We start from the raw sequence: 23,740 nt of genomic DNA, 5'->3' as shown, positions 1-23,740 counted from the left end.
TAATTTTTATAGGATTAGTTTTTACAAATAAATTTGGAGTTGTACAATAAATTCTCCTTTTGATTTTGGGTTTTCTGTCGGACTTGTATAAACAGGTCTTGTAGAATATTGTGTTGTAATTTTTGCGTGATGACCGTCTAAAAACCAGTTGGCCCCCACATCAAACTGAGAAGAAGGTTTATCAAACGCTTCAAAATCTTTGTAAGTGTAAGCCGCAAAAGGCTGGATTCTGATTTTCGGTTTTTCTGATTGATTTGGAAGTAACAAACCTGCCTGAGCGTAAACCACATTTCCGGTTCCAATCATGGGTTGAAGATTTCCGGGGCCTGCCAAAGCTCTTTGTCCGACAAAATTAGGGTCGTTGGCCGCGATGTTCATCGTTCCTAAATTTCTTACGTAATTCGGGCCGAAATTATAGTTAAAATATCCTGCATAAGCCGAAACGGCCATTTTATTTTTTGCTTCACCTAAAGGAATATCGGCAAAAGCATCTACAGAAAGTAGGGTAATATCGTGTTTTTCGATGTTTGAATTCACTGAAGTTCTTGTTCCTTCGGCTTGATGATAAAAACCTGCACCGAGGTTGAAAACTTTTTTGGTTCCCAGATAAGAACCCACTTTGAAAGGAAGGAGATTAGATTCTGTATCTAAGAATTGATACTCAAAATAACCTGCTTTTGACCAGTTCGGATTTCCATTGTTATCAACCGCAACTTCATTTCCTGGAATTAAAGTGTTGGCTGGAGCTAAATCTGTTGCGAAAGGTTTATTTAGACTCATTCGGTACTCAAATTTACCATACTTTCCTTTTGCAAAAACGCCCATTTGTCTCGCAAACTGATCAGAATTGTCAATCAGAGGCCAGCTGAAAACCGGAGAATCTAAAGTCAGGAAATTCAGTGTGGAAGCCATTGTCATACGGGAAAGTCCCATGTAGTAATGCAATCCGCCTCCTAAAGTTAAGCTGAATTTTCCTGCTTCACCGGGCATTACAACGGCATATTCATTCCATGCATCATGAAAAAAAAGCTGAGGTTTTTTCCCGTTTCCGTAGCCGCCAGTTCCTGTAGTTCCTGTAGCGCCACCGTTAATGAAAGTTTGATTGTTGATTCCGAAATGTGTGAGAATCATGTAACGCTTGGTAATTTGAGCGTAGGCTAAAATACGTGCTCGTCGGTTTCCTAAGTTCCAGGTATTGTCGGTTGGTTCGCCGCCAACCATACTTCCGGGGTTCATTTCTGTGTTCCTGATCCAAAACTGATCCCAGAGAATAAATCTAACATACTTATCTCCTTCAGGATTTAAATTAATTTTTAAACCATTTCCATAATCAGGAGAACCTTGACTGTAGACAGAACTGCTAATTAAAGCTAATCCAATAAAACTTAATATTTTCTTCATAAATTATTAATTTTTTGGCTGTTATTTTGTGAAAGCCAAATTGGAATTAATAATTTAGTTGTGAAAGTTTAATATATGTTTTCGGTAATAGTATAGTTATAAATTTTTAATTATGAATGATGAGTTAGAAAATGTTCTTATTTTAGAATTGGTATTTTAATTAAATATTTGATTATTAGTTATATAAATTATAATTTTTTTGCTGAAGAACTCAAAACTCATCATTAATAACTCATAACTTCTAAAACTTATTTTTTAAATCTTTCCCATTTAATCAACATATACTTGTCTGCAAATTGTGTAATAATTAATCCGGAATCTTTAATGTTTTCTTCTTTCGAAATATAATCGATTAGTTCGTTTTGCTTTAAAACTTTATAAACAGGATGGAAATCGGAATGGGGTGGTCTTGTAATATTATATTTCTTAATCCATGAACTTATTGTTACATGAGAAACGCCGATAATCCTTTCTATTTCACGGAAACTTAAACCTTCAAGGTATAACTGAAGTGCCTTAGTAACGTAGTAATCATCAATTTTTTTACCCAATTTTTTTACGGTAAAATAGTAATTACAATCCTTACAATGGAATCTTTGTTTCTCATTAATGATTCCGCTTTTAACGATTTTCTCACTCTTACATTTTGGGCAAATATTTTCCATATATAGTATTTTAGCAAATATATAATAATTTAGCAATATTAAATTTCAACAATAAGATAATTATACCTGTTAATATTAATTAAGCAATAAAATTATCTTTTTAATTTGGTTTTTAGAGATAATATGCTTTAAATTTGCCAAAAAATTCAGATAAATAAATGGAAATACAAATTTCCTCATGCGAACATTTAATGTATGTGAGTGAAATACAGCAGGAAATGTATGATTCTGCACAGCGAAGAGGAACGGGAATCGCAAAACGTTCTATAGAATATTTAAGTAAAAAGATTTCAGATGGCAATGCTGTTGTTGCGACTGAAAACGGCGAATGGGTGGGTTTCTGTTATATTGAAACCTGGTCACATGGTCAGTTTGTAGCCAATTCAGGGTTGATTGTTTCTCCAAAATTCAGGGAAAGAGGAGCTGCAACTTTAATTAAGGATAAAGTTTTTCAATTATCCAGAGACAAATACCCGACTGCAAAAATTTTCGGATTGACGACAGGTTTGGCTGTCATGAAGATCAACAGCGATTTAGGGTACAAGCCAGTTATTTATTCTGAACTGACACAGGATGAGGAATTCTGGAACGGATGCAAAAGCTGTGTGAATTATGAAATTTTAATAAAAAAAGAACGAAAAAACTGTCTTTGTACAGCAATGCTTTTCGTTCCTGAAAATAATAAAGTAAATGGCGTTGAGAATAATCAACTCGAAAATCAATATAAAAATGAGCAAGAAAGTAATCTTAGCGTTTAGCGGAGGTCTGGATACCTCTTACTGTGCCAAATATTTGAGTGAAACACTTGGATACGAGGTGTATGCAGTAACTGTAAATACCGGAGGTTTTTCTAAAGAAGAGGAAAAAGAATTGGAGAAAAAAGCCTTTAATCTTGGTGTAAAAGAATACAGGTGCGTTGATGCTCAGGAAGATTATTACAATTCTTGCGTAAAATATTTGATCTTTGGAAATGTCTTGAAAAACAATACGTATCCATTGTCTGTAAGTGCTGAACGTACGATCCAAGCGCAGGAAATTGCGAAATATGCCATTGAAATCGGTGCTGATGCCATTGCTCACGGAAGTACAGGTGCTGGAAATGACCAGGTTCGTTTCGACTTGATTTTTCAGGTAATGTGCCCGAATGTAGAAATTATTACGCCGATTCGTGATCTATCTTTATCCCGTGAAGAAGAAATTGAATTTTTGAAAAGCCATGGTTATGAAATGGAATTCCAAAAAGCACAATATTCTGTGAATAAAGGGCTTTGGGGAACTTCAGTGGGTGGAAAGGAAACCTTGACTTCAAGAAGTTATCTTCCCGAAGAAGCTTTTCCTTCGCAAATTAAAGAAACTCAGCCTTCAGAACTGGAAATTGAATTCAAAAATGGTGAAGTTGTAGCGGTAAACGGTGAAAATTTTGAACATTCAGTTTATGCGATTCAAAAAATTGAAGAATTAGCTTCTGCTTACGGAATCGGTCGTGATATGCATGTTGGAGACACCATTGTTGGAATCAAAGGAAGAGTTGGTTTCGAGGCGGCAGCGGCGTCTGTTATTATTAAAGCGCACCATTTATTGGAAAAACATACGCTTTCAAAATATCAGCAGATGATGAAATCTCAATTGTCTGATTGGTACGGAAACTGGCTCCACGAAGCACTTTTCTTAGATCCTGTGATGAGAAATATCGAGTCTTTTTTAGTCGATTCTCAAAAAACGGTAAGCGGAAAAGTTTTTGTGACCCTTCATCCATACAGATTTATCTTAAATGGAATTGAGTCTAAACATGATCTAATGTCCGATAAATTCGGAAGCTATGGCGAAGCAAACAGAGCCTGGACAGGAGAAGATGTGAAAGGCTACACGAAAATCGTAAGCAATTCTTTAAATATCTATCATCAGATAAATAAATAAGATTTGGGCAGCTTTGTCCGCCTTCCGCTCCCAATCTTTTGCTCGTCGTTCCTCCTCACAAAAGGATTTCCGCTCAAGTCGGGCTGCGTGCAATTCAATGTTTAAAAATGAATTAGACGGGTTCAATAATAATAGCCTCAGGTGTAACCTGTGGAAAAAAGAAAAATGAAAAAAAATATCGGAATAATCGGTGCCAACGGCTACACAGGAAGCGAATTAGTTCGTCTGTTGGCTTTTCATCCCAATGTGACTTTGAGTTTTTTATATAGTCGTTCAAATTCGGGGACAAAGATTTCAGATTTGTACCCGGATTTAACGACGGTTTGTGAAATGGTTTTAACGGATCAGCCTGAAGATGTAGATATTTTATTTTTGTGTCTTCCTCACAAAGAAAGTCAGAATTGGCTGACTCAAAATGACATAAAAGATGATACGCTAGTAATCGATTTAGGAAATGATTTTCGTTTAGATGGTAATTTAGGAAACAGAAATTTTATCTATGGTTTACCCGAAATTAACAAAAAACAACTTTTAGGAGCAAAAAGCATTGCAAATCCGGGATGTTTTGCGACAGCGATTCAACTGGCCTTGCTTCCATTAGCTCAAAAAGGATTGTTGAATGAGGTTTACACAACGGGAATTACAGGTTCAACAGGTGCCGGTCAGTCTTTGCAGCCGACGACGCATTTTACCTGGAGAAACGATAATATTTCAGCATATAAAACTTTGACACATCAGCATGTGGATGAGATTTTACAGCAGTTAGTTTCTTTTAATACGAATGAAATCAGTCTGAATTTTGTTCCATGGAGAGGAGATTTTGCGAGAGGAATTTTTACGAGTTCCACGGTGAAAACAGATTTAGAACCTTCAGATATCAATCAATTGTATCAGGATTTTTATGCAAATGAGCCTTTTGTAAAGGTAAGTGAGAAAGCAATTGACTTAAAACAGGTTGTCAATACCAATCGCTGTGTGATTTATATAGAAAAGAGTGGAAATGTTGCTGTTATTCACTCAGCGATTGACAATTTGTTGAAAGGAGCTTCCGGACAGGCAGTTCAAAACATGAATATTGCAATGGGCTGGGAAGAAAATTCAGGATTGAATTTAAAACCAATTGCGTTTTAATGTGAATGGTCAATAAGTTAATAGTAAATTGAAAAAACTCGAATCAAATCCGACTTAGGAAAATGGAGCGTTAAGAAAAATAGTTTTGTGAACGTTAAGAAAATTCTACTGTTCGAAGCGCGAGACAAATATCGAATCAAAGAAGAAATATCGATTTCGAGCAAGTTTTAGAATTTTTAGAGAACAAAAATGTTTTTTAGCGGAAGTTTCCAGTCTTGAACTTTTGTTTCTTTTGTTTTAAGACAAAAGAAAAATAAAAAAAAACAAAAAAATGAATTTATTCAACGTATATCCATTATTCAACATAAATCCGATAAAAGCCCAAGGATCATTTCTTTGGGATGATAAAGGAGAAAAATATCTTGATTTTTACGGAGGTCATGCGGTAATTTCTATCGGACACAATCATCGGCATTATCAAAATCAATTAAAAAACCAATTAGATAAAATATCTTTTTATTCAAACTCGGTTCAGAATGAATTACAAACAGAATTAGCTGAAAAATTAGGAAAACTTTCAGGCTTAGAAGATTACAATCTGTTTTTATGTAATTCAGGTGCTGAAGCAAATGAAAATGCTTTAAAACTAGCATCTTTTCACAACGGAAAAAGTAAAGTATTGTATTTCTCAGGTTCGTTTCACGGCAGAACTTCGGCGGCAGTTTCCGTGACCGACAATCCAAAAATAGTAGCTCCAGTAAATTATGACGAAAGATTCATAAAATCTGAATGGAATAATATCGAACAGCTTGAAGCAATTTTTGAAAAACAAGGAAGTGAAATTTCATCGGTAATTATCGAAGGAATTCAGGGAGTTGGTGGAATTATGATTCCAACGGTTGAATTTTTAACTAAAATTAAAGAATTATGTCAAAAGCACAATGCTGTCTTGATTTTAGATGAAGTTCAGTCAGGCTACGGAAGAAGCGGATATTTTTTTGCTCATCAGGAATTTGGAATTGAAGCTGATATCATCACAACAGCCAAAGGAATGGGGAATGGCTTCCCAATCGGCGGTGTTTTAATTCACCCAAAATTTCAGGCAAGCAACGGTTTGCTGGGGACAACTTTTGGCGGAAATCACTTAGCTTGTGTCGCTGCGATTGCGGTTTTGGACGTAATGAAAGATGAGAATCTCATCGAAAATACTCAGGAAATGGGCGCTTATATTGAAAACGAAATTAAAGATTTTCCACATATCAAAGTAATCCGAAGGAAAGGTTTGATGATTGGGATTGAACTCGACAGGGATTGCTCGGAAGTAAGGAACAACCTGTTGTACAATCATCATATTTTCACGGGAAACTCCAATGATAAGGCTGTGTTGAGGATTCTTCCGGCGCTTAACATTAAAAAAGAAGAAACCGATCTATTCATCGGTGCTTTGAAAACTGTTTTAGAAAATCTATAATTTTAATTAACTACAAAAATTTTAAACACTTTAGTTTAATTAAGTTAAAATATAAAGTTGAAGAAGTTCACTTAAGGTTCTGAAAATCTTTGATTTTCAACTAATGTGTTCTAAATATTTTCAATATTATAAAACTTCTAAAGTGTACTAATGTGTTAAAAACTTTTTTGGTTTAAAATCAATTCAAAATGAAATGGATATTCCATTTGTCCATTAAAAAGTAAAAATTACCAAATGAAAAAATTCACCTCTGTAAGCGATGTTGAAAACTTACAGGAAATCATAAAAAAAGCGTTACAAATTAAAGAAAATCCTCTTTCGGAAACCGAGAAAGGAAAAGGAAAAACGATCGGACTGGTATTTTTAAATTCAAGTTTGAGAACGCGTTTAAGCAGTCAGATTGCAGCACAAAATTTAGGTTTAAATGTATTAACTTTAAATGCAGCTCAAGAAGCCTGGAATCTGGAATTCGCAGACGGAGCCGTAATGAACGGCGATACTGTGGAACATATCAAAGATGCCATTGAAGTATTAAATCAATATTGTGACATCATTGCAGTTCGTTGTTTTGCAGGAATGAAAAGCAAGGAAGATGATGTTAACGAAAGTATATTAAGTCAGTTTGAACAACATGCAAAAGTTCCGGTAATTTCTTTGGAATCGGCGACACGTCACCCTTTGCAAAGTTTGGCAGACTGTATCACGATTACAGAAAACTTGGAACACTTCGACAAGCTCAGTGTAAACCGTAAACCAAAAGTAGTTTTGACTTGGGCTCCTCACATCAAACCAATTGCTCATGCGGTAGGAAATTCTTTCGCAGAATGGATGCAGGAAATGGATGTTGAACTGGTGATCGCTAATCCTGAAGGGTATGATTTAGATAAAAACTTCACGAAAGATGTAAAAGTGATTCATAATCAGGATGAGGCGTTGAAAGATGCTGATTTTATTTATGTGAAAAACTGGTCGTCTTTTGATGATTACGCAGCAATGCCTGAAGTAAAAGAAAACTGGATGCTGACGAATGAAAAGTTAGCCAATACAAATCAGGGAAAAGTGATGCACTGTCTTCCGGTTCGTCGTAATGTAGAATTGAGTGACGAGGTAATGGATGGTAAAAATTCTATCATTTACCAACAGGCAAAAAACCGAATTTTCTCTGCGCAGGCTGTTTTCTCTGAAATTTTAGATGAAATGAATTCAAAATAATTAAATCATGCAAGAAAAGCTTTTTGTTGTAAAAATCGGCGGTGCTTTAATTGATGATGAAGAATTATTGAACGAATTTCTGGAGCAGTTTTCTGAAATTAAAGAAAAGAAAATCTTGGTTCACGGAGGAGGAAAATTAGCAACTATTTTGGCTGATAAATTAGGCGTTGAACAAAAAATGATTGACGGACGAAGAATCACAGATAAAGATACATTGGATATTGTGGCGATGGTGTATGCGGGAGGGATCAACAAGAATATTGTGGCAAAGCTTCAGCATAAAAAATGCAAAGCAATAGGTTTTTCGGGAGCTGATGCGAATTTAATTAAAGCTACAAAGAGAGAACATGCAGGAATAGATTTCGGATTTGTGGGAGATATTGAGAAGAAAAGCGTCAACAAGAAATTGATTTCAAAATTGATTAAACTTAAACTAGTTCCTGTATTTTCAGCAATCACTCACGACAAAAAAGGAAATCTTTTCAATACGAATGCAGACACAATTGCTTCGGTCATTGCTCAGGCTTTATCTTCAAAATATGATGTTGAGTTGTTGTATTGCTTTGATAAATCAGGTGTTTTGGAAGATGTCGAAAATCCTGAATCTGTTATAAAAAATATTTCTGAAGAAGAATTTTCAACCTTAAAAAATGAAGGAAAACTTCACAAAGGAATTCTTCCCAAGTTGGAAAATGCTCTTGGGGCTATTAAAAATAATGTAAATAGGGTATTCTTAATAAAAGAAACCGAACTGAAAAACCATATCGAAAACCACCATGCAGGAACTGAAATCTGTTTATAATAAAGAAGAATTACTGAATAACGCAGTGGATTTGTTGAAAAAACTGATTGAAATTCCGTCATTCAGCAAAGATGAATATAATACGTCTGTGGAAATTGAAAACTTTTTTAAAAAGAACAATATTCCTACAAAACGGTTTAAAAATAACATCTGGGCGGTGAACAAAAATTTTGATGTTTTCAAACCGTCAATTTTGCTGAATACACATCACGACACGGTAAAACCTAATAAAGCTTACACTTTAGATCCGTTTTTAGCGATTGAAAAAGATGGAAAACTGTTTGGATTGGGAAGTAATGATGCAGGAGCTTCTCTGGTTTCGATGGCGCAGGTTTTTTTTCATTTTTATGATAAAGAAGATTTAAAATATAATTTAGTGATTGCTTTGACGGCTGAGGAAGAGATTTCAGGATTTGACGGAATTGAAGCTTTATTTCCCCAGCTACCAAATATCGAACTCGCCATTGTAGGAGAACCCACGCAGATGAATCTGGCGATTGCAGAAAAAGGATTGTTGGTCATTGACGGAGAAATGAAAGGCACTCCTTCTCACGCGGCTCATCCGAATCACGATAACTCGATTATAAAATGTATGGAAGATTTGCAGCAAATTTTAAGCTTTAAATTTCCAAAAGTTTCGGATTATTTGGGTGAAGTTAAAGTGACTTTGTCGGGAATTCATGCCGGAGTTCAGCATAACGTAGTTCCGGAATCTTGTACTTTTACTTTAGATGTGAGAGTTACCGATGAATATTCTAATGAAGAAGCGTTTGAAATTATTCAATCACAGATGAAATCAACCTTAACGGCAAGATCTTTCAGATTAAATTCTTCAAAAATAGAAATGGATCATCCGTTTGTAAAAGCAGGTTTGGAAATTGGCAGGATAACTTACGGTTCGCCCACATCATCCGATCAGGCAATTATTCCGTGTACATCAGTGAAGATAGGTCCTGGTGACAGCAGGCGCTCGCACACTGCGGATGAATACATATATATAAAGGAAATAGAAGAGGGGATTGATGTTTACATTAAGATACTTGAAAAAGTTTTATAAAATTGAGATTTTCAGACATTACATTTCAGATTTAAAAGTCTAATATCTGATATCTAATGTCTACAATCTACAAAAAGAAAAATTATGAAAAAGATATGGCAAAAAGACAACAACGCCACTAATATATTAGTCAACAAATTTACAGTCGGAAAAGATCTTGACTTTGATGAGCGTTTGGCAAAATACGACGTGAAAGGTTCGATGGCGCATTGTAAAATGTTGGCAGAAGTTGGAATCATTTCCAATGAAGAATCGAAGCAGATGCTGTCTGTTTTGGAAGAAATTTTAATTGATATTGAAAATGGAACTTTTAAAATTGATAAAAATGCGGAAGATATCCATTCACAAGTTGAATCTATTTTAATTGAAAAATTAGGCGATACAGGAAAGAAAATTCACACGGCTCGTTCAAGAAACGATCAGGTTTTATTGGATATTAAGCTGTATTTATTGGATGAAATCCGTGAAATTACAACTTTGACGGATGAATTCTTTCAAATATTAATCAAACTGGCAGATCAGCATAAAAATGTACTTCTTCCTGGATATACGCATTTGCAAATTGCTATGCCTTCATCTTTCGGATTATGGTTTGGAGCCTATGCAGAAGCTTTGTTGGATGATGTTGAAATGCTTTTTTCGGTTAAAAATATCATTAATAAAAACCCGTTGGGTTCTGCAGCGGGATATGGTTCGTCTTTCCCGATTGACCGTGAGAGTACGACCTTTAATTTAGGTTTTCAATCCATGAATTATAACTCAGTGTATGCTCAAATGACACGCGGGAAATCAGAAAAAATATTGTCGATGGCAATGGCGACTTTGGCGGGAACGTTGGGGAAGTTTGCTTATGATGTTTGCTTATATTTAAGTCAGAACTTTGATTTTATAAGTTTTCCTAAAGAGTTTACAACGGGTAGCAGCATTATGCCACACAAGAAAAATCCGGATATTTTTGAGTTGGTAAGAGCTCGATGTAATCGAATTCAGTCATTGCCGAATGAGTTTATCTTGTTGACGAACAACCTCCCTTCAGGTTATCACAGAGATATGCAGTTGACGAAGGAAATTCTTTTCCCGGCAATTGATTCTTTGAAAGAATGTCTTGAAATCTTGAGCTACACATTACCAAATATTCAGGTGAAAGATGGAATTTTGGGAGACGAAAAGTATAAATATCTTTTCAGCGTAGAAAAAATTAATGAAGAGGTGAAAAACGGAAGTTCATTCCGTGATGCGTATGTGAAAGTCGGACAGGAAATTGAAAATAATGACTTTGATTTTGAAATTAAAAATTTGAATCATACTCATCAGGGAAGCATTGGAAATTTATGTTTAGATAAGATTGAATATCAGTTTAATAAATTGAAAGGTAAGTTGTTGGGATAAATTAAATCATCTTATATTATTTTATAAAGAGGATTGGAAATTTCATCTTTTGTATTGTACTCAATTATTGCAGGGTAATTAGTTGTGTGACCTTTGTACCCAATGTATTTTAGCATTAAGCAATTTATCATAAATTTTAAATTTGCAATAATAACAAGTATTTCATGTCTTTTTAACTGTAGTTCTTCCTCTTCAAAAGGAGAAGTTCCGTGAAGAAATTTGTTCCTATGATTTAATATATCAAGCTCTTCTTTTGATAATTTTATGTTGTAATATTGAAATGGAAAGGATAACTTTTTTGAATTTGTGGGTTTATTTAGTTCATTTATTTTTGAAGTGAAAATCTTGACTGCTTCTTCAGGTATTTCTTCTTCAAAATTATTTAATGTGTTTAATAATTCAAGTCTTAATTTTTTTGCTATTAATCTATCTTGAATTGGATTAATTTTTTCTTTATTATCCTCATAAATCAAACCACTTATGGTTTCTAAAGCTATTGATAAAATTCCTGCTTTAAGAAGATTATGCTTTGTTTGATTTGCTTCAATAATTAATTGGCAACACCTATGAAAAATGCTATTTTTAAAGACAGTGGTACAAATATTATCAAAATAAATATTAGCCATTGGTTTTGCCCATATTTTATATTTTTCTTCTTGATTTATTTGTCTTAAATAATTAACAAATTTCGTATGGTCAATTACTCTATCGTTAGAATATATGCTGTCCTCTTTTTTTTCAAAAAAAATATTTTCTATTTTGTTGAATGAGATATCTTCCGACGTTTGAAAATAAGATTCACTAGTAATTAGATTTCCTGTTAAAAAACCTAAAGAAATAATTATTGATTCCGTTGCTTTTTTGAAATCAGAAAAACATTCTCTCTCAACACTATCAATAATTAAAAAGTATTTTTTAGGATCATTTTTTATGTAAGTGAAAACATGATAATTTTTATTATTAACATTTACTTCAATTATTCCACTGAAAACAATTTTTTCGTCATATTTAACTGATTTTGTTGTGATATTGTATAAATCTAAATCCTTTTTAATTGGCAACAATAACCTTTGAAATTTATTATCATAATTATCTAAAGATCCAGTGAATATTTTTTTCAGATTTAAACTAAATGTTTGTGGTATTTTAAATTGAAAATTTATAGTTGAAATTGAATTGTAATCTATGAAATAACTTTCTCCAAATGCATACATTCTCAGCGTTTCATCATCTTCTAAAATTTGATTTTTTAAATCTTTTATTCCAAATATTGGTGCTTCTAAGAAAATTTTAAGCTTAAATAATTTTTTTTCATGATCTTTTTCAAGAGTTGAAAAATAATCAAATTTCTTTGACTCGTTGATTACTTTTAAAGCTTTTTCAGACTCAAATGTTTTTATTTTACTGATTGATAAATCAACAAATTTCTCAAAATCAAAATTAGAAAATTCTTCCATTAATCTTTTTTCAATCCAAATTAATCTTAAACTTAGTAGATTTTTTCACCTCATGAAGCACGATAGAGCTATGGTATTGCCCGATATTAGGAATGTTTGAGATAACATTCACCGTAAAATCATTATAAGAATTAATATCTTTTGCAATAATTTTCAGCATATAATCATATTCGCCGGAGAGACTTATGATCTCCTGAACTTCATCGTGTTGCATGATGTTTTTCTCGAAAGTTTCCAAAACTTTTTTGGATTGTTCTTTGAGGCGGACGTTGCAGTAAACCACAATATTTAAACCGAGTTTTTCACGGTTCAGAAGACCGACATATTTCTCAATAATCCCCTGTTTCTCCAACTGTTTGATGCGTTCATAGGTTGGAGTAAAGGTTAAACCTATTTTCTCTGAAATTTCTTTCACCGAGAAAGTAGAATCTTCCTGAATTATGCTGAGAATCATCCTGTCTTTTGCGTCCATAAACTGTATTTGAATTCTAACAAAAATATTAAGAATAAATGAGAATAACCAGCTATTGAAGTTTTTTAATTTTTTTACAATTTCACTTTGCCATGTTACCCAAATGTTATATCTTTGCACCTAATGAATAACACAGTATTTATATCATTAGAATTACCGGGCGTAGACGCCCTTTACGATATTTATTTATTTTAAGCGAAGATATTTTCTTCGCTTTTTTTATGTTCAAAAATTAAGATATTATGTTTACGATTACCGAACTAAGTACAGAGAAAATCAATAAGATACTGACGGAAGCTTTAGCTTTTGCCAACGGAAAAACTGCCAAAATTGAGGGTGAAGTTTTCTGCTCAAATCTGTTTTTTGAAGACAGCACAAGAACCAAAACAAGCTTCGATGTTGCCGAAAGAAAACTCGGTTTGCAGGTCGTTCCGTTTGATGCATCCAACAGTTCTGTCAACAAAGGTGAAAGTTTATATGATACGGTAAAAACAATTGAAAGTATAGGTGTAAATCTGGTCGTAATCAGAGATAAGAAAGAACGGTATTTTGATGAATTAAAAAATATCAACATTCCGGTAATCAACGGCGGTGACGGAACGGGAAATCATCCTTCACAATGTATGCTCGATTTACTGACAATTTATCAGGAATTCGGAACCTTTGAAGGTTTAAAAATCGGAATCGTCGGAGATGTGAAACACAGCCGAGTTGCCAATTCAAATGCAGAAGCATTAAGAAGATTAGGAGCGAAAGTATACTTCTCAGGACCTGAACAATGGTTTGACGAAGGAGCTTTAATTAACGGTACATATCTTTCTGTAGATGAGATGATTCACGATGTAGATGTTTTGATGTTATTGAGAATTCAGCACGAAAGACACGATTCAAAAATGAGTTTCTCAGCTTCTGAATATCATAAGAAATATGGTTTGACAAAAACCAGAGAAAAAACAATGAAAAAAGAAGCCATCATTATGCATCCCGCACCAATCAACAGAGGTGTAGAGATCGATACTGATCTGGTAGAGTGTGAACGCTCAAGAATCTTCAAGCAAATGCAGAACGGTGTATTCGCAAGAATGGCGATTCTGAAAAATGCTTTAGAGGAAAAAGGATTTTCTTTTAATTAAAAAGTTTAAAGTTTAAAAAGCCAAGTGAAAGTTCAAAAATAAATTGCTCTAAAAATTCCCCTCCTCTGGAGGGGTGGCGAAAATTCAAAGAATTTTTGACGGGGTGGTTTAAAGAGAAAGATTTAGATAAATAGAAATAAAGATAAAAAGTTAAAATGAAGAAAAAATTAATACTGGAGTCCGGTGAAGTATTTCATGGAGAAGGTTTCGGAGCAGATTTGGAAACAGCAGGAGAGGTGGTTTTCAATACCGGAATGACAGGATATCAGGAATTGATTTCTGACCCGTCTTATTGTGGTCAGATTGTTTGCATGACGTATCCGCTGATCGGAAATTACGGCATCAACCGTGATGACTACGAAAGCATCGAGCCTGCAATCAAAGGTCTTATTGTAAAAGAAATTTGCGATTTGCCTTCCAATTTCAGAACACAGATTACTTTACAGGAATTGTTTAAAAAGAAAAATCTTTCAGGAATTTCAGGTATTGACACCAGAAGACTGACGAGGATTCTTCGTAATTCAGGTGTGGTGAAAGGAAAAATCGTCAATGCAGATGCAGACGAAAACACAACCGTTGAAGAATTAAAATCAACGACTTTCCCAACCAATCAGGTGGAGCAGGTTTCTACAAAAACTTCTTACGCCAATCCAGGAAGAGGACTTAAAGTAGTGCTTGTGGATTTTGGGTCTAAATTAGGGATAATCAGAGAATTATCTCAAAGAAACTGCGACATCATTGTTGTTTCTCATGATACTACAGCTGAAGAAATTCTGTTAATGGATCCGGATGGAATCATGTTATCCAACGGTCCCGGAGATCCTGAAGACAACCAAAAAGCTTTAGAAATGATCCGCGGATTGCTTGGTAAAGTTCCAATTTTTGGGATTTGCCTTGGACATCAGCTAATTGGATTAGCTTGCGGAGCAAAAACTTTCAAATTGAAATTCGGACACAGAGGAGGAAATCATCCGGTTTTAGATTTAGAAAAAAATAAAGTAGCAATTACTTCACAAAATCACGGTTACGCAGTTGATCAGGAAAGCCTTAAAGGAACAGATTTAATAGAAACTCATATCGCATTGAATGACAGAACAAATGAAGGTTTGAAACACAAGATTCATCCATGCTTCTCAGTTCAGTATCACCCGGAAGCGAGCCCCGGTCCAGAGGATGCAAATTATTTGTTTGATGATTTCATCACGTTGATGGAGGATTTTAAAAAGTAATTTAGATTTCAGATATTAGACATAAGATAACAGAGTTTACAATGCATAATTTTGAGAAATTATTATTTTGGCAGAAATCAATAGAACTTGCAAAAGAAGTTTATATAATTTGTGCTGAGTTACCGAAAGATGAAAAATTTGGTCTGATTTCTCAAATTAAAAGATCGGTAGTTTCAATTCCATCAAATATTGCGGAAGGGGCAGGAAGAAATAATGACAGAGAATTTTATCATTTTCTCGGAATTGCAAATGCTTCCTCTTTTGAATTACAAACTCAATTAATCTTGACAAGAGAATTGGGTTTACTTAATACCGAAAAAGTCAACAGTTTAATATCAAATCTTAATGAAATTCAACGAATGATTTATTCATTTAAATTTAACCTAAAAAAGTAAACACAATATTGGAAGTCTAAAATCTGACATCTAATATCTAAAAACAAAAAAATGGCAAAACGTACAGATATAAAAACAATTTTAGTAATCGGTTCCGGACCCATCATCATCGGTCAGGCAGCGGAATTTGATTACGCAGGAACGCAGGCTTGTCTTTCCTTGAGAGAAGAAGGTTACAAGGTGATTTTGATCAATTCAAACCCTGCAACGATTATGACGGATGTTGAAATCGCTGATAAGGTTTACATCGAACCGATTTCACTTCAGTTTGTGAGTCACATCATTAGAAAAGAGCGTCCAGATGCACTTTTACCGACTCTTGGTGGACAAACAGGTCTGAATATGGCAGTAGAATTGGAAAATTCGGGGATTCTTGAAGAATGTAAAGTGGAAGTTTTAGGAACTACACTTTCAGCCATCAACAGAGCGGAAGACAGAGATTTGTTCCGTGAATTGATGCGAGAATTGAACGAGCCCGTTCCTGAATCAGATATCGTAACAACGGTTGAAGGAGCATTGAGCTTTGCTGAAGAAATCGGTTATCCGGTAATCGTTCGTCCTGCCTTCACAATGGGAGGAACAGGTGGTGGAATTGCTGCCAACGAAGCTGAATTAAAAGAAATTGCTGAATTAGGTCTGAAATACAGTCCGGTTACGCAATGTCTGATCGAAAGATCAATCGCAGGTTTCAAAGAAATTGAATACGAAGTAATGCGTGATGCAAACGACAACGCAATTGTGGTTTGTAACATGGAAAATATAGATCCGGTTGGAGTTCACACAGGTGACTCAATCGTTGTCGCTCCTTCTCAGACACTTTCTGACAGAGAATATCAGATGTTGAGAAATGCTTCACTTAAGATCATCAGAGCTTTAGGAATCGAAGGTGGATGTAACGTACAGTTGGCTTTAGACCCGCATTCATTTGAATATTATATCATCGAGGTTAACCCGAGAGTATCGCGTTCATCAGCTTTGGCTTCAAAAGCAACTGGTTATCCAATTGCTAAAATTGCTGCAAAAATCGCGGTTGGATTGACTTTAGATGAGATTATGAATCCTGTTACAGGAAAGACTTACGCTTGTTTCGAGCCGGCTTTGGATTATGTAGTAACTAAATTCCCAAGATTCCCTTTTGATAAGTTTGAAACTGCTGACAGAAGATTGTCAACTCAAATGAAAGCGACAGGAGAAGTAATGGCAATCGGAAGAAATTTCGAAGAGTCTTTACAGAAAGCGGTTCGTTCTCTTGAAACAGGCTTGAGACATTTAGGTTTAAAAACAAAACAAGCTGCAGCTTTAACAGACGAAGATATCGAAAGAAGAATCAGAGTTTGTGATGACGAAAGATTGTTCATCATCTGTGATGCTTTAAGAAGAGGTTACGACTGGGAACAAATCGTAGAATGGAGTAAAATCGACAAATTCTTTATCTGGAAATTAAAGAAATTAGTTGATTTCGAAAAGACAATTGCAGCTAACAGATTTGATAAAGAAATTTTAATTCAGTCTAAAAAATTAGGTTTCTCAGATCAGAATATCGCTCATTTGTGGGAATCTACTCAAAGAGAAGTTTACAATTTCAGAAAAGAAAACGGAATTATTCCGGTTTACAAAATGGTAGACACTTGTGCTGCTGAATTTGAATCTGAAACTCCATATTTCTACGGAACTTACGAGGAGGAAAACGAATCTGTAGTAACCGATAAAGAAAAAATCATCGTTCTTGGTTCTGGTCCGATCAGAATCGGGCAGGGAGTTGAGTTTGATTACGCAACGGTACACTCGGTTTGGGCAATTAAAGAAATGGGTTACGAAGCGATTATCATCAACAATAATCCTGAAACTGTTTCTACAGACTTCTCGATTTCAGATAAATTATATTTCGAACCTTTGACGGAAGAAGATGTAATGAGCATCATCGACCTTGAAAAACCAAAAGGTGTTGTAGTACAGTTCGGTGGACAAACAGCGATCAATTTAGCAGATAAACTAGCAGCTTACGGAGTTAAGATTTTAGGAACTTCTTTAGAAGATCTTGACAGAGCTGAAAACAGAGATAAGTTTGAAAAAGCCCTTCAGGAAATGGGAATTCCTCAGCCTTTAGGAAAAACTTCAACTTCAAAAGAAGAAGCGATTGTGATTGCCAACGAGATTGGTTATCCGGTTTTGGTTCGTCCAAGCTATGTTTTAGGAGGTAGAGCCATGGAAATTGTGTACAATGAAGCAGAATTGGCACATTACATGGAATTTGCGGTAGATGCAAGTCCGGATCAGCCGGTTTTGGTGGATCGTTACATTACAGGAAGAGAAGTGGAAGTCGATGCGATCTGCGATGGCGAAACGGTGATCATTCCTGGAATTATGGAACACATCGAAAGAGCAGGTGTTCACTCTGGTGACTCAATTGCAGTATATCCGCCACAGAATGTTTCTCAGGCAGAAATCGATACTTTGGTAGACTACACAGAAAGGTTAGCTAAAGGATTGAATGTGATAGGTTTAATGAATATTCAGTACGTTCTTTTTGAAGGAAATGTATATGTGATTGAAGTAAATCCACGTTCGTCAAGAACAGTTCCTTTCTTGTCTAAAATTACCGATGTTCCGATGGCAAACTTGGCTACAAAGGCAATTCTAGGTCAGAAACTTAAAGATTTAGGCTACAAAAACGGATTGGTTCCCAACAAAGAAGGTGTTTTCGTAAAAGTTCCTGTCTTCTCATTCTCAAAACTTACGAAAGTTGATATCTCTTTAGGACCAGAAATGAAGTCTACAGGAGAAGTGATGGGGAAAGACACGACTTTGGAAAAAGCACTTTACAAAGGATTGGTTGCAGCAGGAAGAAAAGTTCCAATGCACGGTTCAATCTTGTTCACTGTAGCTGATAAACACAAGCAGGAAGCAGCTGATTTGGCATCAAGATTCCATGAAGTTGGTTTTAGAATCTGGGCAACAGAAGGAACGGCGAAATTCTTCGAAGAAAAAGGTATTCCTTGCAAAATCGGATACAAAATAGGAGAGGAAAGTGTCAACCTAATCGACTTGATTCAGAAAGGAAAAGTTCAGTATGTTGTCAACACCATGACGAAAGGAAAACAGTCTGAAAGAGACGGTTTCCAGATCAGAAGAATGAGCGTTGAAAACGGTGTACCTTGTTTAACATCCATGGATACGGTTGAAGCAATCTTGAAAGTGATTGAGAGTATGAGCTTTAAGATGGAAACGATGTAATTTCGAAATTAAAATATAAATTTCATCCCCGTAAGTTTTCTTGCGGGGATTTTTCTATCATAAAACTTGTCTTGAATATAATTTCAGATTTGATATTTAATTCATAAAAATATCACCCAAATGGGTTACTTTTTTTGTTCTGTTTTGCCTTAACTTTGAGTAAAAGATAATATAAATTCATAGATTGATTTTGAATTTATATTGATATTCTTTTTTTAAAGCTAACCATGAAAAACTTCTCTCCTGAAAAATCAATTACTGTGGTTGCAGTTTAATCTTTTCTTATGAAAGATTTTGTTTTCAGGTTTATGTATATGATTTAACCAAAAACTTTATACCATGTTTAATCTTTTTAGTGCTGCAGAATCAAAAGCGATCATTGTTGATAAACTAATCAATGAATATGATCAAATTATTAAAGATCAAAATAAATTGGAAGAGGTACGCGCAAGTCACCAGCCACTTTCAGATTTGGAAGACAATCAGGAGCGTATGGAAACCAGAGTTGCTCGTGAAAATATCAATTTTGAATTGGGAATTGAGCGTGTTTTGAAAGAAAATGATCTTGTAGATATTTCCAGTCTTGTCAAAATCATACAGATTTCAAAATCTGTTTGTAGAATTCTTATCAATAGCAAACCTATTGGAACAGGATTTTTAATCAATCAAAATATTTTGGTGACTAATAATCACGTCATTCCTGATATTGATACATGCTTAAATATAAAGGCTGAGTTTTTTTATGAAATAGATGAAGAAGGCAGAATTTTAAATCCCATGCAGTTTAGATTAGAACCGGAAATATTCTTTTTTACGTCTAGTATGAAAAAAAGTATTGATGATGAGTTTTCAGGATTAGACTTTACAATGGTGGCATTAGAAGCAGCCAATCAAAAAGATCAGAACTTACAAGATATACCTTCTTTGAAGCTGGACGGGAACATCGGAAAAATTATTAAAGGTGAATCATGCATCATTATTCAACATCCTAATGGTCTTCCAAAGAAAACAACACTCAACAATAATTCCTTTTTTTCAGAAAATGAAGATCAGATTATTTATGAAACCGATACTTTGCCAGGAACTTCGGGATCTGCCGTAATAGCATTAGGTACTTGTGAAGTTATTGCTTTACATCAGACAGGTGTTCCAAAAATGGATAAAAATGGCAACCCGCTTACCAAATCTGGTACAATTGCCACATCACAAACACCAGATGAAGATATAGAATGGTTAGGCAATGCAGGTATTAGAATAAGCAGAATTTTGGAAATCCTTCAGAAAAAAACTTTCACAGATGAGGCACAAAATGCTAAGAAAAATGAAATTCTTTCAAGAACTAATAAAAACAAAAAAGAACTGAAAGAAACCGTAGCAAATCAACCTGAATTTTTTTTAACCCCAAAAAAATCCAAAGAACCAGAAACAACAGAAACCAATTCTGAAACTGTTACGAAAACGTCAGAAACTACTTTAAATAACGAAAAATTACCATTCATAATATTAGCAAAAAATACTCCTGGAAATTTCGAAAGAATAGAATCGGAACTTGTGCTTAATTATGGAAGAAACTTTGAGTTGTATTTAGCGACACCGGTTTCTGCCAAAGAAAATGAAGAGGAACTGTATGTTTTAAATATTTCACCAAAAAACAAAAATCCAAACGAATTTGCAAGAGAGTTATTGGCAATAGGAGGCATTATGCATGCAGAATACGACAGTGAAATTTATCTGAATATGGAAGTCACCAATGAAAATCAGTTTAAAAGCTTTGAAAGTTCTGATTCTTCAAAAGATTTTAATAATGAAAAATATTTTCTTGGACTTTATAATAATACAAGTAAATACGTGAAAGGAAAAACTGAAGCAGAATACAGACAATGGAATTGGAAGGCCGTCAACTATAGTGGAGGAATTAAAGATAATATAAATAATACCATAAAAATAGTTCAGTTTGATACAGGCTACTCTCATCATCCGAAAAATGACAACTGCTTTAATCTTATGGACGATTACGACTTTGTAAATAATGATGATAACTCCAGAGAAGATGAAAATAATAAATTAATTTCTCTGGCTGATTACGGTCATGGAGCAAGAACAGGAAGTATAATCATCGGAAACCAGTTTTCTGATGCAGAAGGCAATGGTAATTGGGGATTATTGCAGCAGAATGGTGTGAAACTGATCCCTTATCGTGTAGCGAAAGATGTTTTAATTATAGGAAGACAGTCTGAACTTGCGAAAGCTGTTGATGCCGCAATTGCTTCTGATGCAAAAGTAATTACTACAAGTATGGGATTGCCACCGACAATGACTACTTATAACCTTGCAAAAAAAGTATATGAAAAAGGAATTATTTGGTGTTGCGCTGCAGGAAACGAAGTAAAAGAAGTCGTTGCTCCAGCAGTTCATCCCGGAACAATCGCTGTAGCTGCATCTAATCCCGATGATATGGAATGGAAAGGATCATCTCGCGGGAAAACTGTAGATATTACTGCGCCGGGAATGCATGTTTATGTACCGAAATTTTTGAAAGAAAAATCAGGATTATTCCGATACGGGATGGGTTATGGTCACGGTACAAGTTATGCTACTCCTCATGTTTCATCTGCAGCAGTACTATGGCTGCACAAAAACAAACAAAAGCTATCAGCTTATCATGGCTATCAGGTTGTAGAGGCTTTCAGAACAAGCTTACGTAGTTCTGCGAGAACTAAACATAATCTTCCGAGTAATTTTGGAGCAGGTATTTTAGATATCGACCAGCTGTTAAAGACTCAAGTTCCGGATTTGAAAAACCTTGAAAATGCTTATAAAGATGAAGATATAAGTAAAGTTGCTATGGGATTCAGGACTGTTGGCGAAAGTCTAAAAATGCTATGGAATGGTATACTGCGCGGTATTCGTAAAACGATTACAAATGAGGAAAGTTTGCAGACAGAAACTCACGAAATGTCTGATCATGCAAAAAGAATGTTAGAGCAGAATACAACATTTGAGAGGTCATCTTTTGAAAGCATGATAGATGTAAATAAAGATCAATCCTTAGAAATTTTCAATCAGATGAGACAGCAGGTACTTTAATCTAAAAAAACAGCTATGAAAAATATATTTGACTTCCATTTTCATTTATTATTTAAGCATTTAATAAGTAAAAAAGATTCCAGCCGTCTCCCGCTTACCTCCGATTTTAAGACTAAAGGTATAATGAGCGTTATAGATGAATTCATGGGCAACGCATTTGACAGCCAGTCTTCACCAAGCATGGTGAAAAATAGTCCTTTAGGATACGGAGTTACTGCAATTATGGCTATGGAGTATGCTTTTGCAGAAAATATAAATGGCCTATTCAAAGGCTTTAGCTCATCAAATTTACCAATCAATTGGAGCTTTATTGACCGTGTGAAGAACAAACAGACTTCATATTTTGGTCTTTTTAAGGAAGAGATTGCTTACTATAATTCTAATTTCAAAACGTTAGAAAATGATTTTAAGATTAAATTTATAAGCAGAAAAAAACTATTATCTGAAGATATCTTCGCCGATCCGCAATTTACTTATCTTGCATTTTCGGTAGAGGGAGCGCATAATTTTTCTGATGTTACAATTCGTGATACTTCTGCAGTTACCGATCCTGGTAAATGTTACCGTGAAATTCAGGATGACAAGAATAATGTTGATCTTTTTAGTATTAATCTGGTTCATCTCAGCGAAATTCCCGAGCAGTTAATGTGTGGTTTTGCACAGGCGCTTAATGATACTGCACAAATTGCATTTCGAAGTAATGATTTTATACCAAAATCAGGGTATGGTATTTCAGAAAAAGGAAAAGACTTTATTCGGTCAGTCTTTCTGCATCCTTACCCCACATTGATCGATGTGAAGCATATGAGTGTATTTTCCAGACACAAATTCTATCAATTCCGCGAGGAGTTGGGAGAAGAACACCCGGAAACTCTTCGTTTACCCATCATCTCATCTCATACAGGATTTACTTTCTGTTCATTACAGAATTTTTTAGAGCAAAAAAATTACCGTTCAGCGATAAAATATGATCATGGTAAAACTATTCCCGAAATTCAGGCAAAAAACAGGATGATTGGTAAAACCGATTTTTTGCTGAATAACAAAATTTTTGCAAACCCTTGGACAATCAATCTTTTTGATGAAGAAATCATAGAAATTATGAAGAGTAACGGTCTGATCGGAATTTCGATGGATCAGCGAATTTTGGGCTCTGCAAAAGGAATGTTAGATGGTTCAAGACCGGAATATTTCAAAGATGCGGAGGCAATACCTCTTTATGAATGGGAAAAATGGTTTAAAAACGGAACTTATGATCTGGAAGAAGCATTTACTACCAAGCATAAAACAGATCGGCAGGTGCGACATATTTATTTACTCTGTGCTCATATTTTGTATGCAGTGCGTTTAGGATATTCCGAAATGAATTGGATTGGCGAGCGTAGTCCGTGGGATCATATCTGTATAGGATCAGATTATGATGGTCTTATCAATCCTATCAATCCTTACAATGATGTTACAAGTCTGGAAAAACTTAGAGATGATTTGTTGGTCTATTTACCGATTGTAGATAAAAGATTAGAAATTTTAAAAGATATCAGGGTTTTTAAAAACAAAAATTCTGAATCCATTGATGAAAATTATCTTATTATTTGTGTGGAAAAATTTTTAGTTGAAAATGGCAAAAGGTTTCTGAAAAGATATCTTAATAATTGGAAATAAGCGACTTGTATCTCTTTTGTTTTACGACATAGGAAAATGGAGCGTTAAGAAAATTGATAATTAATCCGTTAAAAAACTCTCACTGT

At 34.7% G+C, this 23,740-nt stretch carries 18 protein-coding genes; 14 read left to right on the top strand and 4 right to left on the bottom strand.

The genetic code is table 11. The features are described from left to right. Positions 1–21: 21 nt before the first annotated feature. The gene (locus MQX03_RS05190; RefSeq protein WP_242801942.1) at positions 22–1,401 is read right to left on the bottom strand and encodes a porin; all 1,380 of its coding nucleotides are present in this window, start codon (positions 1,399–1,401) and stop codon (positions 22–24) included. A 248-nt stretch (positions 1,402–1,649) separates the two neighbouring features. Further along, a complete protein-coding gene (locus tag MQX03_RS05185; protein WP_242801941.1) occupies positions 1,650–2,066 on the bottom strand; it encodes a transposase-like zinc-binding domain-containing protein in 417 nt (138 codons plus the stop codon). A 158-nt stretch (positions 2,067–2,224) separates the two neighbouring features. On the opposite strand from MQX03_RS05185, the gene MQX03_RS05180 reads away from it, so the two are divergent. The 8 genes from MQX03_RS05180 to argH all read left to right on the top strand — a co-directional run bounded on the left by MQX03_RS05180 (position 2,225) and on the right by argH (position 10,985). Then, on the top strand, positions 2,225–2,824 hold the full coding sequence (locus MQX03_RS05180; RefSeq protein WP_242801940.1) for a GNAT family N-acetyltransferase: 600 nt from the start codon (positions 2,225–2,227) through the stop codon (positions 2,822–2,824). Further along, complete coding sequence (gene argG, locus MQX03_RS05175) at positions 2,796–3,983, top strand: argininosuccinate synthase (RefSeq protein WP_242801939.1); 1,188 nt, start codon at positions 2,796–2,798, stop codon at positions 3,981–3,983. The genes MQX03_RS05180 and argG overlap by 29 nt, the downstream gene beginning before the upstream one ends. 165 nt (positions 3,984–4,148) lie before the next feature. Continuing rightward, positions 4,149–5,114 (top strand): N-acetyl-gamma-glutamyl-phosphate reductase, encoded by a 966-nt coding sequence (argC, locus tag MQX03_RS05170; RefSeq protein ID WP_242801938.1) that lies wholly within the window; start codon positions 4,149–4,151, stop codon positions 5,112–5,114. A gap of 271 nt (positions 5,115–5,385) precedes the next feature. Next, positions 5,386–6,525 carry an aspartate aminotransferase family protein gene (locus MQX03_RS05165; RefSeq protein ID WP_242801937.1) on the top strand — a complete coding sequence of 380 codons (1,140 nt, stop codon included), beginning with the start codon at positions 5,386–5,388 and terminating at the stop codon, positions 6,523–6,525. 234 nt (positions 6,526–6,759) lie between these two features. Continuing rightward, positions 6,760–7,737: an N-acetylornithine carbamoyltransferase gene (locus tag MQX03_RS05160; RefSeq protein ID WP_242801936.1), complete on the top strand. Its 978-nt coding sequence runs from the start codon at positions 6,760–6,762 to the stop codon at positions 7,735–7,737. A gap of 7 nt (positions 7,738–7,744) precedes the next feature. Then, complete coding sequence (gene argB, locus MQX03_RS05155; RefSeq protein WP_242801935.1) at positions 7,745–8,539, top strand: acetylglutamate kinase; 795 nt, start codon at positions 7,745–7,747, stop codon at positions 8,537–8,539. Beyond that, positions 8,514–9,596, top strand: a complete 1,083-nt coding sequence (locus MQX03_RS05150; protein WP_242801934.1) for a M20 family metallo-hydrolase — start codon at positions 8,514–8,516, stop codon at positions 9,594–9,596. Before argB ends, MQX03_RS05150 begins: the two co-directional genes overlap by 26 nt. 84 nt (positions 9,597–9,680) lie before the next feature. Further along, the gene (gene argH / locus MQX03_RS05145; RefSeq protein WP_242801933.1) at positions 9,681–10,985 is read left to right on the top strand and encodes an argininosuccinate lyase; all 1,305 of its coding nucleotides are present in this window, start codon (positions 9,681–9,683) and stop codon (positions 10,983–10,985) included. An 11-nt stretch (positions 10,986–10,996) separates the two neighbouring features. On the opposite strand, the gene MQX03_RS05140 is transcribed toward argH, so the two are convergent. Then, complete coding sequence (locus tag MQX03_RS05140) at positions 10,997–12,442, bottom strand: hypothetical protein (RefSeq protein ID WP_242801932.1); 1,446 nt, start codon at positions 12,440–12,442, stop codon at positions 10,997–10,999. Positions 12,443–12,452: 10 nt separating this feature from the next. Next, complete coding sequence (locus tag MQX03_RS05135; protein ID WP_242801931.1) at positions 12,453–12,914, bottom strand: Lrp/AsnC family transcriptional regulator; 462 nt, start codon at positions 12,912–12,914, stop codon at positions 12,453–12,455. 242 nt (positions 12,915–13,156) lie between these two features. Here MQX03_RS05135 and MQX03_RS05130 point away from each other — a divergent pair, with 242 nt between their 5' ends. The 6 genes from MQX03_RS05130 (at position 13,157) to MQX03_RS05105 (ending at position 23,654) form a co-directional block, all read left to right on the top strand. Continuing rightward, positions 13,157–14,047: an aspartate carbamoyltransferase catalytic subunit gene (locus tag MQX03_RS05130; RefSeq protein WP_242801930.1), complete on the top strand. Its 891-nt coding sequence runs from the start codon at positions 13,157–13,159 to the stop codon at positions 14,045–14,047. Positions 14,048–14,202: 155 nt separating this feature from the next. Further along, complete coding sequence (locus tag MQX03_RS05125) at positions 14,203–15,276, top strand: carbamoyl phosphate synthase small subunit (protein ID WP_242801929.1); 1,074 nt, start codon at positions 14,203–14,205, stop codon at positions 15,274–15,276. A 41-nt stretch (positions 15,277–15,317) separates the two neighbouring features. Then, positions 15,318–15,671 carry a four helix bundle protein gene (locus MQX03_RS05120; protein ID WP_242801928.1) on the top strand — a complete coding sequence of 118 codons (354 nt, stop codon included), beginning with the start codon at positions 15,318–15,320 and terminating at the stop codon, positions 15,669–15,671. Positions 15,672–15,722: 51 nt separating this feature from the next. Continuing rightward, entirely contained in the window at positions 15,723–18,905 is a 3,183-nt protein-coding gene (carB, locus tag MQX03_RS05115) for a carbamoyl-phosphate synthase large subunit (RefSeq protein WP_242801927.1), read from the top strand. 339 nt (positions 18,906–19,244) lie between these two features. Beyond that, entirely contained in the window at positions 19,245–21,992 is a 2,748-nt protein-coding gene (locus tag MQX03_RS05110; RefSeq protein ID WP_242801926.1) for a S8 family serine peptidase, read from the top strand. A 15-nt stretch (positions 21,993–22,007) separates the two neighbouring features. Then, positions 22,008–23,654 carry an amidohydrolase family protein gene (locus tag MQX03_RS05105; RefSeq protein ID WP_242801925.1) on the top strand — a complete coding sequence of 549 codons (1,647 nt, stop codon included), beginning with the start codon at positions 22,008–22,010 and terminating at the stop codon, positions 23,652–23,654. Positions 23,655–23,740: the final 86 nt, after the last annotated feature.

This window comes from Chryseobacterium aahli (assembly GCF_022699665.1).
GTDB lineage: Bacteria > Bacteroidota > Bacteroidia > Flavobacteriales > Weeksellaceae > Chryseobacterium > Chryseobacterium aahli.
This window is presented reverse-complemented; position numbering and strand designations above follow the sequence as displayed.